The following is a 15,584-nucleotide window of genomic DNA, read 5'->3' on the forward strand; positions in this document are numbered from 1 at the left end:
GCAAGTGTCGACGACAAGGAACTCGAGCCCGCCTGCGCGCTTCACGGTTGCCGCAGGGACGGAACGTTCTTCGGGCTGTTCAGGTCGAAGCTCTTGTTCTTGAGCGGGTCCTTGTCGGTGCCCTCGCTGGCATCGAAGCCGCGGCCAGGACGTCCGCCAGACGCAGACTGCGCATTCGCGGAGCCGCGCAGGGCGGGCGCCGCACCGGCAGGCAGGTTCGTCTGCTCGCCATCGGGCACCACCCTGTCGACATCATCGGCCTCGGGCGTCGGACGGCTCTTCTCGATCTGCCGCCAGCGCGCCACGTTGCGCTGGTGCTGCTCGTACGATTCGGCGAAGGCATGGCCACCCGAACCGTCGGCCACGAAGTAGAGATCCTTCGTGCGCGAGGGGTTGGCCACGGCTTCGAGGGCGGCGCGGCCCGGATTGGCGATCGGGCCCGGCGGCAGACCTTCGACCACATAGGTGTTGTAGGGCGTCGCAGCCTCGATCTCGCTGCGCAGGATTCCGCGGCCCAGGGTTCCCTTGCCGCCGACGAGCCCGTAGACGATGGTCGGGTCGGACTGGAGCTTCATCCGCTTCTGCAGGCGGTTGATGAAAACGCCTGCCACACGGGTGCGCTCGTCCGCCCGGCCCGTCTCCTTCTCGACGATGGAGGCCAGGATCACGAGCTCCTGCGGGGACTTGATCGGCAACTCGGTGGAGCGACGCTGCCAGATCTGCTCGATGGCCTGGCGTTGGGCGGCCTGCATGGTGCCGATGATCTGCTGGCGAGTCGTGCCACGCTCGAATTTATAGGTATCCGGAAGGAGCGAACCCTCACGCGGCGTTTCGGTCACGTCGCCGCTGAGGATCTCATGCTCGTAGAGCCGGGCGACGATCTGCTCGCTGGTCAGCCCCTCGGGGATCGTCACCGCATGCAGGATGGCCTTGCCCTGGATGAGGGTGTCGATGGCATCCTCGATGCTGGTGCCGGCCTTGAACTGGAACTCTCCGGCCTTGAGCTGGCCGCGCTGCCGGTTGATATGGGCATAGAGCTGGAACACCAGCGGCTGGTTGATGACGCCTTCCTCCTTGAGGATGCTGGCGATTTCGCCCGTGCCGGTGTTGCGAGGGATCACGACGACCTTGTCGCTCTGCAGGGGTCCCTTGGCCGTCACCTCGTGCTGCAGCATGGAGAAGCCGAAGATCCCGGCGATCGCCAAGGCGACGAAGAGGGTCAGGAGACCGCTGAGGAGCGACAGCATTCCCCTGCGGCGGCGGCGGAGCTTCGGGGGCGGGGGCGGCGCCATCGACGGCTTGATGGCTTCATTGGGGGACCGGGGGGCAAGACGGGGCTGCGCCGATCCATGATCGGATTCGTCTACAGAAGGGAGAAGGATCTTTTTCTTTCGTCCGAACATCACGCCGCTTTTCTGGTATCGGCCGGCGGTCCTGCCGGTCCGCCGACACCCTAACAGGGATTATGGCGAAAAGCCGTAACAGACCTCCCCGCCCTCGTATCAGACCCGGAAGTGGCGCATCATCGCTGCGGACAACCGGGTCCGGCCTTCGCTGACGCGGCCCGCCGGGTCCGCACGATGCGCTATGCTACGCGACGAAGAATGAGCGAAGCGTTAGTCCCGCCGAACCCGAAGGAGTTCGACAGGGCGGTGTTGATCTCCTTGCGCTTGGCCTGCTTGGGCACGAGGTCGATCGCCGTCTCGACGGAGGGATTGTCGAGGTTGATGGTCGGCGGGACGATGCCGTCGCGGATCGCCAGCACCGAGAAGATCGCCTCGACAGCGCCAGCCGCTCCCAGGAGGTGGCCGATGGCCGACTTCGTGGAGGACATGGTCAGCTTGTCCGCCGCATTCCCGACGATCCGCTCGATGGCCTTCAGCTCGATCTCGTCGCCCAGCGGCGTCGAGGTGCCGTGCGCGTTCACATAGTCGATCTCGGACACCTGGATGCCGGCCCGCTTGATGGCGGCGGACATGCAGCGATAGGCCCCGTCGCCGTCCTCGGACGGCGAGGTGATGTGGTAGGCGTCGCCGGAGAGGCCGTAGCCGATGACCTCGGCATAGATCTTGGCGCCGCGTGCCTTGGCGTGCTCGTATTCTTCCAGCACGACGACGCCGGCGCCCTCGCCCATGACGAAACCGTCACGGTCCTTGTCGTAGGGGCGCGAGCCGCGAGTCGGATCGTCGTTGAAATTCGTGGACAGAGCGCGGCAGGCGGCGAATCCCGCGAGGGAGAGCCGGTTGATCGGCGATTCCGTGCCGCCGGCCACCATCACGTCCGCATCGCCGAGGGCGATGAGGCGGGCCGCGTCGCCAATGGCGTGGGCGCCGGTGGAGCAGGCCGTCACGACCGCGTGGTTCGGGCCTTTCAGGCCATGCTCGATGGACACGTAGCCGCCCGCCAGATTGATCAGCCGGCCGGGAATGAAGAAGGGCGAGATGCGCCGGGGGCCACGTTCGATCAGGGTGGCGGAAGCCTCGTAGATGCCCCCGATGCCGCCGATGCCGGAACCGATCAGCACGCCGGTCGCGCATTGGTCCTCATAGGACTTGGGCTCCCAGCCGGAATCCCGCAGCGCCATGGTGGAGGCAGCCATCGCATAGACGATGAAGGGATCGACCTTGCGCTGTTCCTTGGGCTCCATCCATTCATCGGCATTGAAGGTGCCGCTGGTCCCGTCGCCGCGCGGGATTTGGCAGGCGATCTGGCAGGCCAGGTCGTCGACCTGGAAATCGGTAATCTTGCCGGCACCGCTCTGCCCCTCGATGAGGCGGGACCATGTGGCGTCGACGCCGCTACCAAGCGGAGTGACCATGCCAAGACCTGTGACAACTACCCGGCGCATGAATTCCTGCCCTATCGATTTATAAAATTCGGGCGTCGGATGAGTCACCCGACGCCCTTTCCAGCTCTGTTAGGCTGCGTTCTTCTCGAGGAAGCGGATGGCGTCGCCGACCGTCACGATGGTCTCAGCCGCATCGTCCGGGATCTCGACGTTGAACTCTTCCTCGAACGCCATCACCAGCTCGACCGTATCCAGGCTGTCGGCGCCCAGGTCGTCGATGAAGTTGGCGTTGTCGGTCACCTTGTCGGCTTCGACGCCGAGGTGCTCGACAACAATCTTCTTCACGCGATCAGCGACGTCACTCATCGTTTTTTCCTCAGTGGCTGCCGCCTCAGGAATTGGGCGGATTAAGAAATCAAATTAGATCAGCTGTTCAGCTGACAACGCTGAAACGGCTACCCTGCGCCGTGCAAAGCCGCATTTTTAAGCGCCGGTCAACCCCTTTGACCTGATCGGGATCATGCTTAACACAGCCTTATCCCGTCTGGCGAGGGGTGAACGGCACCTGCGAACAGATTCCGGAACAGGCGATAAGTTCCTTTAGAACATAGCCATTCCGCCGTTGACGTGCAGGGTCTGACCCGTCACGTAAGCGGCCTCGGCGGAGGCGAGATAAACAACCGACGAGGCGATCTCGTCCCCCTGCCCCAGCCTTCCCATGGGGATCGTGCCGAGGATGCCCTCGCGCTGCTTGTCGTTCAGCACATCGGTCATCGGCGATGCGATGAAGCCCGGAGCGACGCAGTTGACCGTGATGTTGCGGCTCGCCACCTCGGCGGCGAGCGCCTTGGTCATGCCGATCAGGCCCGCCTTCGAGGCCGCGTAATTGCCCTGGCCGGGATTGCCGGTCGAACCCACGACCGAACCGATATTGACGATACGGCCGTAGCGGCGGCGCATCATGCCCTTCACGGCCGCACGCGACAGGCGGAAGGAGGCGGTCAGGTTCACGGCGATGACCGTGTCCCATTCCTCGTCCTTCATGCGCATGAAAAGGTTGTCCTTGGTCACGCCCGCGTTGTTGACCAGGATGTCGAGCCCGTCCATGGCGGCCTCGGCCGCCGGGACGAGGGCTTCGACCGAATCCTTGTCCGCCAGGTTCGCTTCCACGACATGGACCCTCTCGCCCAAGGACGAGGCCAGTTCGTCGAGGGCGGAGCGCCGGGTGCCGGACAGGGTCACGGTCGCGCCCTGGGCGTGGAGGGCGCGGGCGATGGCGCCGCCGATGCCACCCGTGGCGCCGGTGACGAGAGCCTTGCGGCCGGTGAGATCGAACATGCAGGGCTCCTTATGCGTTCAGGGAGGCTTTGAAGGCGGCAACATCGTCGGGCGTGCCGATGGCCGTGGCCGCAGCTCCGGTGGCGATGCGCTTCACGAGCCCGGTCAGGACTTTGCCGGACCCGACCTCGTAGAATGTATCGACTCCCTGGCCGGCCATATAGGCCACGCTCTCGCGCCAGCGAACCGTTCCGGTGACCTGGCGGACGAGGGCATCCCGGATCGCCGCCGGGTCGGTGATCGGAGCCGCTTCCACGTTCGCCACGACTGGAACCACGGGAGCATTCACGGTCACGCCGGCGAGCGCCTCGCGCATGGCGTCGGCGGCGGGCTGCATGAGGGCGCAATGGAAGGGGGCGGACACGGCCAGCATCACGGCGCGCTTGGCGCCCTTGGTCTGGGCGATCGCCACGGCCCGCTCCACGGCTGCCTTATGGCCGGAAACGACCACCTGGGCGCCGCCATTGTCGTTGGCCGCATCGCAGACCTCGCCCTGAGCCGCCTCGCGGGCGACTTCGAGCGCCGCGTCGTATTCCAGGCCGAGAAGCGCCGCCATGGCGCCCTGCCCCACCGGAACGGCATTCTGCATGGCGTTGCCGCGGATCCGCAGCAGGCGGGCCGTGTCGGAAATCGAAAGGCTGCCGGCGGAAGCGAGCGCCGAATACTCGCCCAGCGAATGCCCCGCCACGAAGGCCGCATGCGTCTTCAGGTCGAGGCCGGCCTCGGCCTCGAGCACCCGGATCGCCGCAAGGCTCACGGCCATCAGGGCCGGCTGGGTGTTGGCCGTGAGGGTCAGCTCCTCGGCCGGGCCCTCCCACATGATGGTGGAGAGCTTCTGGGAGAGAGCCTCGTCCACCTCGTCGAAAACGGCCTTGGCCTGCGGAAAGGCCTCGGCCAGGGCCTTGCCCATGCCGACGGCCTGGCTTCCCTGGCCGGGAAAAATGAATGCGCGCTTCATCGGGAGCGGACCCCTTCCTTGATCGAATCCGCGCGGGACTCGCACCGGGACGGCGAGGAGTCAAGGCGCAGAGCACCCCGGCCTGCACATGACCTGTTTATCAGATGAGACGCCGCCAGCCGGTCAGAAGGCTTCTGTCGACCCTCCCCGGCCGGATGCCGAGCATAACCAGAAGCCACCCGATGGAATATCCAGCCCCGAACCGCCCATTACGTAAGCTTGTCAACGCACACCTGAACCGACACGACAATGGCCACGCTTGTAGCGACAGGACCTGCGCACAGGCGTGTGCGGGCGCACCTGCGGTTAAGTCCCTGCCGGAGAACGCTTCCTCTTGTTTTCTCGGTCCAACCGGTGTATCCGGTCCCTCTTCCGATATTCTCATGACTGAAGAAGGAGCCCCGCATGGCTCGCGTGACCGTCGAAGACTGCATCGACAAGGTCGACAACCGGTTTGAGCTCGTTCTGCTGGCAAGCCACCGGGCCCGCCTCATTTCGTCGGGTTCCCCGCTGACGATCGATCGCGACCGCGACAAGAACCCGGTCGTGGCTCTGCGCGAAATCGCCGACGAGACCATCGCTCCCGACGACTTGAAGGAGCAGCTGATCCACTCGATGCAGAAATACGTCGAGGTGGACGAGCCGGAGGCCGAGGCCGTTCCCATGCTCAGCAACACGGCTGCCGCCCCGTCGACCGGCGGCGACAACGATGCGGACGTCCAGTTCGATCGCATGAGCGAAGAAGACCTGCTTCGCGGCCTGGAGGGCCTCGTGCCCCCGAGCAGCAGCGCGGACGACGACGACCGCGAATAAGCTTCGCGACGATTTCAAAAGCCCGGCTTCGCGCCGGGCTTTTTTATTGGCCGGCTTAACCACGCCTCCGCATAGGCGGCCTGCGGCAAGCTATTCAGCTTGCCGATGGAAGATGTTGTACAATATCTTCGATAGCTTCGTTATTTCAGCCAGATAACAGGACCAATGGGGATTACGGCCGCATGATGCGCCAGTACGAACTTGTCGAGCGGGTCAAGCGTTACAACCCCTCGGCCAACGAGGCGCTTCTCAACCGCGCTTACGTGTATGCCATGATGGCCCATGGCAACCAGAAGCGCGCATCCGGCGACTTGTTCTTCGGCCATCCCCTTGAAGTGGCGGCGATTCTCACGGATCTGAAGCTCGACGACGCCACCATCGCGGCGGCGGTTCTCCACGACACGGTCGAGGACACGCAGGCGACCCTGGAGGAGATCAACAAGACCTTCGGGCCGCAGATCGGCGCTCTGGTCGACGGTCTGACCAAGATCAAGCGGCTCGACCTCGTCTCGAAGCGGGCCGCCCAGGGCGAGAACTTCCGCAAGCTCCTCCTGGCCATCGCGGACGACGTGCGGGTTCTGCTCGTCAAGCTGGCCGACCGCCTGCACAACATGCGCACGCTCCAGTTCATGCCGGCGGAGAAGCGCAAGCGCATCGCGGAAGAGACCCTCGACATCTACGCTCCGCTCGCCGGACGCATGGGCATTCAAGAAATGCGCGAGGAGCTGGAGGAACTCTCGTTCCAGAACCTCGACCCCGAGGCCTACGAGGCCATCAAGCGCCACCTGCACGAGCTGTCCGCCCGAAGCGAGAAGCTGGTCGACGAAATCGAGCGCACGCTGACGACCAAGCTCCGCGCGCAAGGGATCGAGGCAACGGTGACGGGACGTCAGAAGCGCCCCTATTCCATCTGGCGCAAGATGGAGCGGAAATCCGTCTCCTTCGAGCAATTGTCGGATATCTTCGCCTTCCGGATCATCGTGAGCACCATCGATGAGTGCTACCGGACACTGGGCGTCGTCCATACCAGCTGGCCGATGGTCCCCGGACGCTACAAGGACTACATCTCGACGCCCAAGCAGAACGATTACCGGTCGATCCACACAACGGTGATCGGCCCCGGCAGCCAGCGCGTCGAGCTTCAGATCCGCACCGAGGACATGGACGAGGTGGCGGAATACGGCATCGCCGCCCACGCCCTCTACAAGGAAGGCGTCAACGACAACTCGCGCCTCGCCACGGAAAGCCGCGCCTATCAATGGCTGCGCCGAACCATCGACCTCCTGGCCGAGGGCGACAATCCGGAGGAGTTTCTCGAGCACACGAAGCTCGAACTCTTCCACGACCAGGTCTTCTGCTTCACGCCCAAGGGGCGCCTCATCGCCCTGCCGCGCGGCGCGACGCCCATCGACTTCGCCTATGCGGTGCATACGGACGTGGGCAACACAGCCGTCGGCTGCAAGATCAACGGCCGCATGTCGCCACTCCTGACGGAGCTGCAGAACGGCGACGAGGTCGAGATCGTCCGCGCCGAGGGGCAGACGCCGCCGGCAGCCTGGGAATCGCTGGTGGTCACCGGCAAGGCCCGCGCTTCGATCCGCCGCGCCACCCGGGCGGCCGTGCGCCGGCAATATACCGGCCTCGGCCATCAGATCCTCGAGCGCGCCTTCGAGCGGGCCGGCCGGGCCTTCTCCGACGAGAAGCTGAAAGGCGCCCTGCCCCGCCTGGCGCGGGTCTCAGTCGAGGACGTTCTGGCGGCCGTGGGCCGGGGTGAGATGTTTTCCGGCGACGTGGTGCGGGCCGTCTATCCCGATTACCTGGACGAGCGCCGTGGCGCCGACGGCAAGGGCGGAGGACAGCCCGACGGCGCCGGCAGGAAGGCCGCGAGCGAGAATCCGGGCGGCATTCCGATCCGCGGCCTCAACAAGGACATGCCGATTCGATTCGCCCCTGAAGGCGGCGCCGTGCCTGGAGACCGCATCGTGGGCATCCTCACCCCCGGCGAAGGGGTCACGATCTACCCGATCCAGTCACCGTCGCTGGCGGCCTTCGATAACGAGCCGGACCGCTGGATCGACGTCCGCTGGGATCTGGAAACGGGCTCGGGGCAGCGCTTCCCGGCGCGCATCAAGCTCCAATCGATCAACGAGCCTGGTTCGCTCGCTCAGATCACCCAGGTCATCGCCGATCACGACGGCAACATCGACAATGTCTCCATGAAGCGGCGCACTCAGGACTTCACCGACGTCACCATCGACCTGACGGTGTGGGACCTGAAGCACCTCAACGCTATCATCGCGGAACTCCGCGCCAAGCGCGTGGTGAGCCGCGTGGACCGGGTGACCGGCTGAAGGCGGAACTGCGTATCGGTTAAAGGATCGAGCAGCGATGCGCCTTCTTTGTCAGGATAATGCCCACATACTGGAATTCGAGGCTCCCGTGCTCGCTGCACGGCCGGGAGCCGTTCTCCTGGCGCAGTCCCCCGTCTTCCCGGGTGGAGGCGGACAGCTTCAGGACCGGGCGATCCTCGCCTGGACCGGCGGTGAAGCTGCCGTCACGTCCGTTTGCATTGACGAGCGCGGCCTCTGGCACGAATTCGATTCCGCCGACTTCGTTGCCGGGACGGTGCGCATTGCCGTCGACCCGGAATTCCGACGCCTGATGTGCGAGTTGCACACCCTCGCCCACGTGGCCAACAGCATCGTCTTTCGCGCGTTCGGCGGCGCGCTGCTGACAGGCGCCCAGCTTTCCGCCGACGGCACGTTCCGCGTGGACTTCGACCTGCCTCAAGCGGACAATGATAGCCTGCGCGAGCTCGACGGCCCGATCAACGATGTGATCCGCCAGGATCTGCCCGTGGGCGCCTTTCTCATGCCGTGGGACGAGGCGGCGGCATCGCCCGGCCTTTTCCGGAGCAAGACCGTCTCGCCGCCGCGCGGCGAGGATGGCCTCGTGCGCATCGTCGAGATCGCCGGGCTCGACCGCCAGGGCTGCGGCGGCACCCATCTCGCGTCCACCGGACAGGCCCGTCCTGTAAAGATCCTGAAGGTCGACAACAAGGGACGGCACAACCGCCGCATCAAGGTTGGCTTTGCCGGTTGATGGGCTTAAATCCAGGTTAGAACGTCAGCGTCAGGACATCTCAATGCCAGCCAAGCCCCGCATCGCCGTGATCATGGATGAGAACAGTTCTGACGGCGGCAACGCGTACGACGTGTCCAAGGCCTATTTCGAGGCCGTGCATCGCGCGGGCGGAATGCCGTTCGGGATCCCCTATCTCGCCGACATGGTCGACACCGTCGTGACGGAATTCGACGGCTTCATCAGCGTCGGTGGGCGCATCAGATTTCCAGACGAATGGTATCCTCCGGGCGAGGGATCGCGCTATCCGTCCTCGGAGCGGCTCGAAGTCGAGCAGGCGCTCATGCGCGGCTTTCTGGAGCGCGACAAGCCGGTGCTCGGCATCTGCAACGGCATGCAGATGCTCGCCAGCCTCCATGGCGGACGCATGGTGCATGAGATCCGCAAAACCGGCGCGCATATTCTCGACCACGACAGCCGGGGCGCGATGCATTCCGTCGAGGTGATGCCAGGCACGTTGCTGTCGCGGATCGTCGGCACGTCGCGCCTCGACGTGAACAGCCGCCATCAGGAGGCCGTGGTCGAGGTCTCCGATCCTGCGGTGATCTCCGCCCGGGCCGATGACGGCGTGATCGAAGCGATCGAAATCCCCTCCCGCCGCTTCGCCATCGGCGTCCAGTGGCATCCCGAGTCCCTCGCCGCGCAGGATCACCCGTCCCGCCTGCTGTTCGACGCCTTCGTCACAGCCGCCCGCTGAACCGCCGAGGCCGTTTCGGAGATCGCGCAGGATGTCCCGCGGGCGGGCACGATTGCCCTTGCGTCCGGAGGGGTGGCCTGCCAAAGAGCGCCTGGCTACGCGAAGGGAGACCGCACCATGACCCAGAATGAAGTTCTCGACGAATTCCGCTCGGCAGGCGCGCTGCTGGAGGGACACTTCATTCTCTCCTCGGGCCTGCATAGCCCCGTCTTCCTGCAGAAGATGTTCGTGTTCCAGGATCCCGCGCGCACCGAGCGGGTTTGCCGGGCCCTGGCCGAGAAGATCAGAGACACCTTCGGGGCTGTCGATTACGTGGTTTCTCCCGCGGTTGGCGGAATCGTTCCGGGCTACGAGACGGCCCGGCATCTCGGCTGCAAGGCGATCTTCGTCGAGCGCGAGAATGGAGTCTTCGTCCTACGCCGCGGCTTCACCATTCCCGAGGGTGCCCGTGTGGTCATGGTGGAGGACATCGTCACGACCGGCCTCTCCTCCCGGGAATGCCTGACGGCCCTGCGGGAACATCCCGGCACGATTCTCGGCGCCGCCTGCCTCATCGACCGCTCCGGCGGCAGGGCGGATCTCGGCGTTCCCCTGGTGTCCCTGGTCCAACTGGACATTCCGGCCTATGCTCCGGACGAAATTCCTGCCGAAATGGCCGCCCTTCCGGCCGTGAAGCCGGGCAGCCGCAGCCTCAAATCATAAAAGCTGTTTAATTGTCACACAAAGGCTTGACTGCCTTGGTTCTGCCAACTTGACTCTTGGAATTTGAACGCCATTAAGTATTTTACTTTGTGGTTTTTACTCGTCCGAAGGGTTAATAACGGCCTGATCTGGGGCGCGTCGTGATTATATCGCGCAATTTTATTGCTAGCGTAGATAATTGATGCTGCTTGAATAATGAAGGCTGTTATGCCGCTCCGGCAGACACGAATAGAGAATACTTATGTCAGGCCAGCAGCGGATCGCGCTCTTCATTGACGGCGCCAACCTCTACGCTACTACGAAAACACTAGGTTTCGACATCGATTACAAGCGCCTGCTGAAGGAGTTCCAGAGCCGGGGCGTCCTGGTTCGGGCATTCTACTATACGGCGCTTGTGGAAGATCAGGAGTATTCCTCCATCCGACCGCTGATCGACTGGCTCGATTACAACGGTTACCGGGTTGTCACGAAGCCGACGAAAGAATTCGTCGATTCCGCCGGCCGCCGGAAGGTGAAGGGCAACATGGATATCGAGCTCGCCATCGACGCGCTCGAACTCGCCCCCTACATCGACCACATGGTTCTGTTCTCCGGCGACGGCGATTTCCGATCGCTGGTCGAGGCCATGCAGCGCCGCGGCGTCCGGGTTTCGGTCGTCTCGACGGTCACCACCCAGCCGCCGATGGTGGCCGATGAGCTGCGCCGCCAAGCCGACGAGTTCCTCGACCTGTCGCAGCTCGCCTCCCGCATCGGCCGCGATCCCTCCGACCGGCAGCAGCGCACCGGCGGCAGCGAGGGGGGCGAGCGCCAGCGCCCGCAGCCCCGCAACGGCGCCCTGGAGAGCCGCTACGGCATTCGCCAGGCATCGGATGATGAGTTCGACATCTGAGCCCGAGGCTGTTCAAGGCATACCGTCATGGCCGGGCTCTTCCCGGCCATTTGCCTTTAAAGCGAACTCTCTTCGACCTCGCAGTCCAGGCTGAGCGCGCCTGCCGTGTTGCTGACCGTCGCCAGGCACAGATCCGTCCGGCCGGTGGGAATCGAAACAGCAAACCGGGTCACGTAAAGGCCGCCCTCGGCATCGGGAAGCTTGCGGGCCTCCAGACGCACGATATTGGCCTCGTATTGTTTGAAAACCTCCGAGAGGCGCGCCACGAGACCGAGCTGATCGCCGCCGCTGATGGTGATGCGGTGCGTGATCTTGCCGGCGGGACCGGGACTGGGATCGAAAGCATAGGGAACCGCCCTGACCTCCGCCCCGTCCAGTTCGGGCAGCCGCTTCAGGCCGGTCTCGATTTCGGCGGCGGTCAGGTCCGTGGGAAGCTCGCACAGGGCGACGAATTCGGCGCCTGTGCCCAGGGCCGCGAAGGTCGTGTCCCTCAGGTTCACGCCCACGTCGAACAGATGCTCGGCGATCGCCGCCACGAGACCGACCCGATCGGGCCCAAGAACCGATACCAGAGCAACGGACGTCATTCTTCCCTCCCAAACGATGGAGGGGAAGTTAGCGCGGTCGGGCGTTCCGTCAGCCCTTCTCACGCATGAGACGCGCCTTCTCCCGGTTCCAGGAGCGTTGTTTCTCGGTTTCACGCTTGTCGTGCAGCTTCTTCCCTCGCCCGAGGCCGAGCTCCACCTTGGCCCGCCCGCGATCGTTGAAATAGATCTTGAGCGGGATCACGGTGAAGCCTTCGCGCTGCGTCGCGCCGATCAGCTTGTCGATCTGGCGCTTGTGCAGCAGGAGGCGGCGCGGGCGCTTCGTCTCGTGGTTGAAGCGGTTCGCCTGAAGGTATTCCGGGATATAGGCATTGAAGAGGAAGAACTCCTCGCCCGACGGTCCGGCATAGGCCTCGCCGATGGTCGCCTTCCCCTGACGGAGAGATTTCACTTCCGTGCCGGTCAGCGCGATCCCCGCCTCGTAGGTGTCGAGGATCTCGTAGTTGAACCGCGCCTTCCGGTTATCGGCAACGACGCGGTTGGCAGCCTTTGGATCTTTTGCCATGAGCTCTTTTTAAGCGTTGATCAGCCCCGCGTGGACCATGGCCGAGCGGACGGCCTGCTTGGCGTTCTCGGAGGCAGGCACCAGCGGCAGGCGCACATGGTCCTCCATGAGGCCGAGCAGGGACGCGGCGTATTTCACGGGGGTCGGATTCGTTTCGATGAACAGGTTGGTGTGCAGGGGCATGAGGCGATCCTGCACCTTCAGGGCCGAAGCATAATCGCCCTTCAGGCAGGCGCTCTGCATCTCCGCGCACAGGCGGGGCGCGACGTTCGATGTCACCGAGATGCAGCCATGGCCGCCGTGGGCCATGAAGCCGAGAGCGGTTGCATCCTCACCCGACAGCTGGATGAAGTCGGTGCCGAGCACCTGCCGCTGCAGGCTCGCGCGCGCCATGTTGGCCGTCGCATCCTTCACGCCGACGATGTTCTTCAGCTCATAGAGCCGCGCCATCGTCTCCACCGACATGTCGATGATCGAGCGGCCGGGGATGTTGTAGATGAAGATCGGGATGCCGATGGCGTCGTTGATGGCCTTGAAGTGCTGGTAGAGTCCTTCCTGCGTCGGCTTGTTGTAATAGGGCGTGACGATCAGCACCGCGTCGGCGCCGACCTTTTCCGCGTGCCTGGAGAAGGACACCGCCTCCGCGGTGCTGTTGGAGCCCGCGCCGGCGATCACGGGCACCCTGCCCTTCGTCTCCTGAACGCAGATCTCGACCACCCGCTCGTGCTCCGCGTGGCTGAGCGTGGGGCTCTCGCCCGTCGTTCCCACGGGAACGAGGCCGCTCGTGCCCTCCTGGATCTGCCAGTTGATGAAGGACCGGAACGCCGCCTCATCCACGGCTCCATCCTTGAAGGGGGTCACTAGAGCCGTGATGGAGCCTTTGAATTGGGTCATGGGGTATCCTCGGAAATGGGCGCCGGGCCTTCTCTAGGGCCACAAGGGATTACACATAGGGGGTGCGGCGCATGCGCGCAAACGTTCCTTCGGGGAGTTGTCCTAGCTCGGCTCTTAGTGTTTCCTCAAGAGAAAGGTCGTCAAAAACAGATAAAAGGCGGCAGCAAAGGGGTTAGCGGGTGAGCCTCAACATGCGTCCTCTCATACGTCTTGTGACATCCGTCGCGCTCGTCCAGCTCTCCGTCCTGACCGCTCACGCAACCGAAGCTCCTCCCGTCACGCCGCCGACCGCACAACCCACCACCCTGGAAGGCTTCGTGCCGCCCGCGCCGATCCCGGGAGACCTGGATCAGCTACCCTCGATCTTCAAGGCCTATCGGGACAACGATCCGATCGAGGCTCAGATCCTCAGGACGAAACTCACTCAGCCGGCCGCTCAGGCCCTCATAGAATGGTTTGCGATCCGCAGCGGATTCACCAGCGGCCTCGACCGCATTCTCGCATTCCGGAAGGATTATCCGGACTGGCCGGTCTCAAGCCAGTTTCGGCGACGGAGCGAGGATGCCCTGCTGGCCGAGCGCCGTCCCCCGGCACAGGTCCGCGCCTTTTTCGCCAAGCAGCCTCCCGGAACGGCTGCAGGCCGGATCGCCTTCGCCTTCGCTCTCCAGGCGGACGGCCTCGCGCAAGAGGCGAACGACAGAATCCGGCATGTCTGGCGGGAGGACAGTTTCGGCCCCGACATGGAGCGTCGCATCCTCGACCGCTTCCCGGACACATTATCGAAGGCCGACCATCGCTTCCGCATGGAGCGGCTTCTCCTGAAGGAAAACTGGGGCGGAGCCCAGCGCGCCGCCGCCTACGCGGGCAAGGATTACGAGTTGCTCACCAAGGCGCGGCTCGCCGTCTTCCAGGGCAAGAAGAAAGCCGAGAAAGCTTTCGCCTCCGTGCCGGCCTCACTGCGAAGCGACCCTTCCTACCTGTTCTCCAAGGCGCTGCTTCAGCGTCGCAGCAACAATCTGGCGGAAGCCGCCGAGATCATCATGCAGGCGCCGCGGGACCCCGAGTTGCGCGTCGATGGCGATGAATGGTGGGCCGAACAGCGCCTGATCGCCCGAGCCCTTCTCGACAAGGGCAATCCCAAGCTAGCCTACGAGGTGGCGAGTCATCACGCTGCGGAATCCCCGGTGCAGCAGATCGAGGCTGAGTTTCACGCAGGGTGGATCGCGCTTCGCTTCCTGAACGACCCGGCCACGGCCTCCCGGCACTTCGCGACGGTCGCCCAGACGGCCTCGACCCCGATCTCCATTTCCCGCGTCGCCTATTGGCAGGGTCGCGCAGCGGAAGCCGCCGGCCAGGGGCAGGACGCCAAAATCTTCTATGAGCGCGCGGCGGACCAGCCGACGACCTATTACGGGCAACTGGCCCAGGCGAAACTGGGACAGGCCATCACGCTCCGAAAAGTCGATCCGCTCTCGGAAGAAGAACGCAGGACTTTCGATGCCCTGGTCCCGATCCAGGCGGTGAAACTGCTGCAGCAGATTGGCGAGCAGGATCTTGCCCTCAGCCTCTACATGGATCTGGCCCAGTCGCTGAGCGACCCGGGACAACTCGACGCCCTGGCGGATCTGGCCACGGCCCAGCGCAATCCCCGGGCCGTGCTAGCCATCGGCAAGACCGCTCTGCAGCGGGGCTTCCCGCTCGATCTACATGCTTACCCATTGGCGGCCATTCCCGAGTTCCAGCCCGTGGGCGACGATGTGGAGCCGGCGATGGTCTATGCCATCGCCCGCCAGGAAAGTGCCTTCAATCCGCGCGCCATCTCGAGTGCGGGCGCGCGCGGGCTCATGCAGCTCATGCCGGCGACCGCGAAGAGAACCGCGCAGCGGTTCGGAGTCGGGTTCGATCTCAACCGGCTGACGGAGGATCCGTCCTACAATGCCAAGATCGGCTCGGCTCATCTCGGCGAATTGATGGAGGACTGGAAGGGCTCCTACATCCTCGCCTTCGCGTCCTACAATGCCGGCGGCGGCAACGTGATCAAATGGGTGAGAACCTATGGCGATCCTCGCAGGCCGGATGTCGACGAGGTCGATTGGGTGGAGCGGATCCCGTTCTACGAGACCCGCAACTACGTCCAGCGGGTACTGGAGAACCTGCGGGTCTACCGGAAGCGCCTGAACGACAAGACCGCTCCCCTTGCCCCGGCGACGGCGGATGCGACAAGCACCAATTGATGGTGCAGGATGCGGCTCAT

At 64.3% G+C, this 15,584-nt stretch carries 15 protein-coding genes; 7 read left to right on the forward strand and 8 right to left on the reverse strand.

Translation table 11 applies throughout. The features are described 5' to 3' along the window. Positions 1-41: 41 nt before the first annotated feature. The 5 genes from mltG to fabD all read right to left on the reverse strand — a co-directional run bounded on the left by mltG (position 42) and on the right by fabD (position 5,084). A complete protein-coding gene (gene mltG, locus OC446_RS15420; protein WP_262029968.1) occupies positions 42-1,403 on the reverse strand; it encodes an endolytic transglycosylase MltG in 1,362 nt (453 codons plus the stop codon). Between the two features lie 182 nt (positions 1,404-1,585). After that, positions 1,586-2,848, reverse strand: coding sequence for a beta-ketoacyl-ACP synthase II (gene fabF, locus OC446_RS15425; protein WP_262029917.1), 1,263 nt, complete (start codon positions 2,846-2,848; stop codon positions 1,586-1,588). A gap of 69 nt (positions 2,849-2,917) precedes the next feature. Further along, positions 2,918-3,154 (reverse strand): acyl carrier protein, encoded by a 237-nt coding sequence (locus tag OC446_RS15430; protein WP_009764365.1) that lies wholly within the window; start codon positions 3,152-3,154, stop codon positions 2,918-2,920. A gap of 234 nt (positions 3,155-3,388) precedes the next feature. Then, positions 3,389-4,126 (reverse strand): 3-oxoacyl-[acyl-carrier-protein] reductase, encoded by a 738-nt coding sequence (gene fabG, locus OC446_RS15435; RefSeq protein WP_262029918.1) that lies wholly within the window; start codon positions 4,124-4,126, stop codon positions 3,389-3,391. A gap of 10 nt (positions 4,127-4,136) precedes the next feature. Next, positions 4,137-5,084, reverse strand: a complete 948-nt coding sequence (gene fabD / locus OC446_RS15440) for an ACP S-malonyltransferase (protein ID WP_262029919.1) — start codon at positions 5,082-5,084, stop codon at positions 4,137-4,139. 405 nt (positions 5,085-5,489) lie between these two features. Here fabD and rpoZ point away from each other — a divergent pair, with 405 nt between their 5' ends. From rpoZ to OC446_RS15470, 6 genes are all read left to right on the forward strand, one after another. After that, positions 5,490-5,897, forward strand: coding sequence for a DNA-directed RNA polymerase subunit omega (rpoZ, locus tag OC446_RS15445; RefSeq protein ID WP_009764362.1), 408 nt, complete (start codon positions 5,490-5,492; stop codon positions 5,895-5,897). Positions 5,898-6,079: 182 nt separating this feature from the next. Continuing rightward, positions 6,080-8,248, forward strand: a complete 2,169-nt coding sequence (locus OC446_RS15450) for a RelA/SpoT family protein (RefSeq protein ID WP_262029920.1) — start codon at positions 6,080-6,082, stop codon at positions 8,246-8,248. A 37-nt stretch (positions 8,249-8,285) separates the two neighbouring features. Next, on the forward strand, positions 8,286-8,999 hold the full coding sequence (locus OC446_RS15455; protein ID WP_262029921.1) for an alanyl-tRNA editing protein: 714 nt from the start codon (positions 8,286-8,288) through the stop codon (positions 8,997-8,999). Positions 9,000-9,042: 43 nt separating this feature from the next. After that, a complete protein-coding gene (locus tag OC446_RS15460) occupies positions 9,043-9,735 on the forward strand; it encodes a gamma-glutamyl-gamma-aminobutyrate hydrolase family protein (RefSeq protein ID WP_262029922.1) in 693 nt (230 codons plus the stop codon). 117 nt (positions 9,736-9,852) lie between these two features. Beyond that, on the forward strand, positions 9,853-10,437 hold the full coding sequence (gene pyrE / locus OC446_RS15465) for an orotate phosphoribosyltransferase (RefSeq protein WP_262029923.1): 585 nt from the start codon (positions 9,853-9,855) through the stop codon (positions 10,435-10,437). 241 nt (positions 10,438-10,678) lie between these two features. Beyond that, positions 10,679-11,326 carry an NYN domain-containing protein gene (locus tag OC446_RS15470; protein ID WP_262029924.1) on the forward strand — a complete coding sequence of 216 codons (648 nt, stop codon included), beginning with the start codon at positions 10,679-10,681 and terminating at the stop codon, positions 11,324-11,326. A gap of 56 nt (positions 11,327-11,382) precedes the next feature. Here OC446_RS15470 and OC446_RS15475 read toward each other — a convergent pair whose 3' ends face one another. From OC446_RS15475 to dapA, 3 genes are read right to left on the reverse strand one after another with little or no spacing between them, the layout of a single operon-like run. Beyond that, positions 11,383-11,913, reverse strand: coding sequence for a glycine cleavage system protein R (locus OC446_RS15475; RefSeq protein WP_262029925.1), 531 nt, complete (start codon positions 11,911-11,913; stop codon positions 11,383-11,385). A gap of 49 nt (positions 11,914-11,962) precedes the next feature. Then, positions 11,963-12,436 carry an SsrA-binding protein SmpB gene (smpB, locus tag OC446_RS15480; RefSeq protein ID WP_262029926.1) on the reverse strand — a complete coding sequence of 158 codons (474 nt, stop codon included), beginning with the start codon at positions 12,434-12,436 and terminating at the stop codon, positions 11,963-11,965. A gap of 9 nt (positions 12,437-12,445) precedes the next feature. After that, a complete protein-coding gene (dapA, locus tag OC446_RS15485; RefSeq protein ID WP_262029927.1) occupies positions 12,446-13,330 on the reverse strand; it encodes a 4-hydroxy-tetrahydrodipicolinate synthase in 885 nt (294 codons plus the stop codon). A gap of 191 nt (positions 13,331-13,521) precedes the next feature. On the opposite strand from dapA, the gene OC446_RS15490 reads away from it, so the two are divergent. Continuing rightward, positions 13,522-15,564 (forward strand): lytic transglycosylase domain-containing protein, encoded by a 2,043-nt coding sequence (locus OC446_RS15490; protein WP_262029928.1) that lies wholly within the window; start codon positions 13,522-13,524, stop codon positions 15,562-15,564. Positions 15,565-15,584 lie beyond the last annotated feature (20 nt).

It is taken from the genome of Microvirga sp. Mcv34 (assembly GCF_024519725.1).
Classification (GTDB): domain Bacteria; phylum Pseudomonadota; class Alphaproteobacteria; order Rhizobiales; family Beijerinckiaceae; genus Microvirga.

Coding starts and splice junctions, on each gene's coding strand:
- mltG (WP_262029968.1), bottom strand. CDS start 1,403: ATGTTCGGACGAAAGAAAAAGATCCTTCTCCCTTCTGTAGACGAATCC.
- fabF (WP_262029917.1), bottom strand. CDS start 2,848: ATGCGCCGGGTAGTTGTCACAGGTCTTGGCATGGTCACTCCGCTTGGT.
- OC446_RS15430 (WP_009764365.1), bottom strand. CDS start 3,154: ATGAGTGACGTCGCTGATCGCGTGAAGAAGATTGTTGTCGAGCACCTC.
- fabG (WP_262029918.1), bottom strand. CDS start 4,126: ATGTTCGATCTCACCGGCCGCAAGGCTCTCGTCACCGGCGCCACGGGT.
- fabD (WP_262029919.1), bottom strand. CDS start 5,084: ATGAAGCGCGCATTCATTTTTCCCGGCCAGGGAAGCCAGGCCGTCGGC.
- rpoZ (WP_009764362.1), top strand. CDS start 5,490: ATGGCTCGCGTGACCGTCGAAGACTGCATCGACAAGGTCGACAACCGG.
- OC446_RS15450 (WP_262029920.1), top strand. CDS start 6,080: ATGATGCGCCAGTACGAACTTGTCGAGCGGGTCAAGCGTTACAACCCC.
- OC446_RS15455 (WP_262029921.1), top strand. CDS start 8,286: ATGCGCCTTCTTTGTCAGGATAATGCCCACATACTGGAATTCGAGGCT.
- OC446_RS15460 (WP_262029922.1), top strand. CDS start 9,043: ATGCCAGCCAAGCCCCGCATCGCCGTGATCATGGATGAGAACAGTTCT.
- pyrE (WP_262029923.1), top strand. CDS start 9,853: ATGACCCAGAATGAAGTTCTCGACGAATTCCGCTCGGCAGGCGCGCTG.
- OC446_RS15470 (WP_262029924.1), top strand. CDS start 10,679: ATGTCAGGCCAGCAGCGGATCGCGCTCTTCATTGACGGCGCCAACCTC.
- OC446_RS15475 (WP_262029925.1), bottom strand. CDS start 11,913: ATGACGTCCGTTGCTCTGGTATCGGTTCTTGGGCCCGATCGGGTCGGT.
- smpB (WP_262029926.1), bottom strand. CDS start 12,436: ATGGCAAAAGATCCAAAGGCTGCCAACCGCGTCGTTGCCGATAACCGG.
- dapA (WP_262029927.1), bottom strand. CDS start 13,330: ATGACCCAATTCAAAGGCTCCATCACGGCTCTAGTGACCCCCTTCAAG.
- OC446_RS15490 (WP_262029928.1), top strand. CDS start 13,522: ATGCGTCCTCTCATACGTCTTGTGACATCCGTCGCGCTCGTCCAGCTC.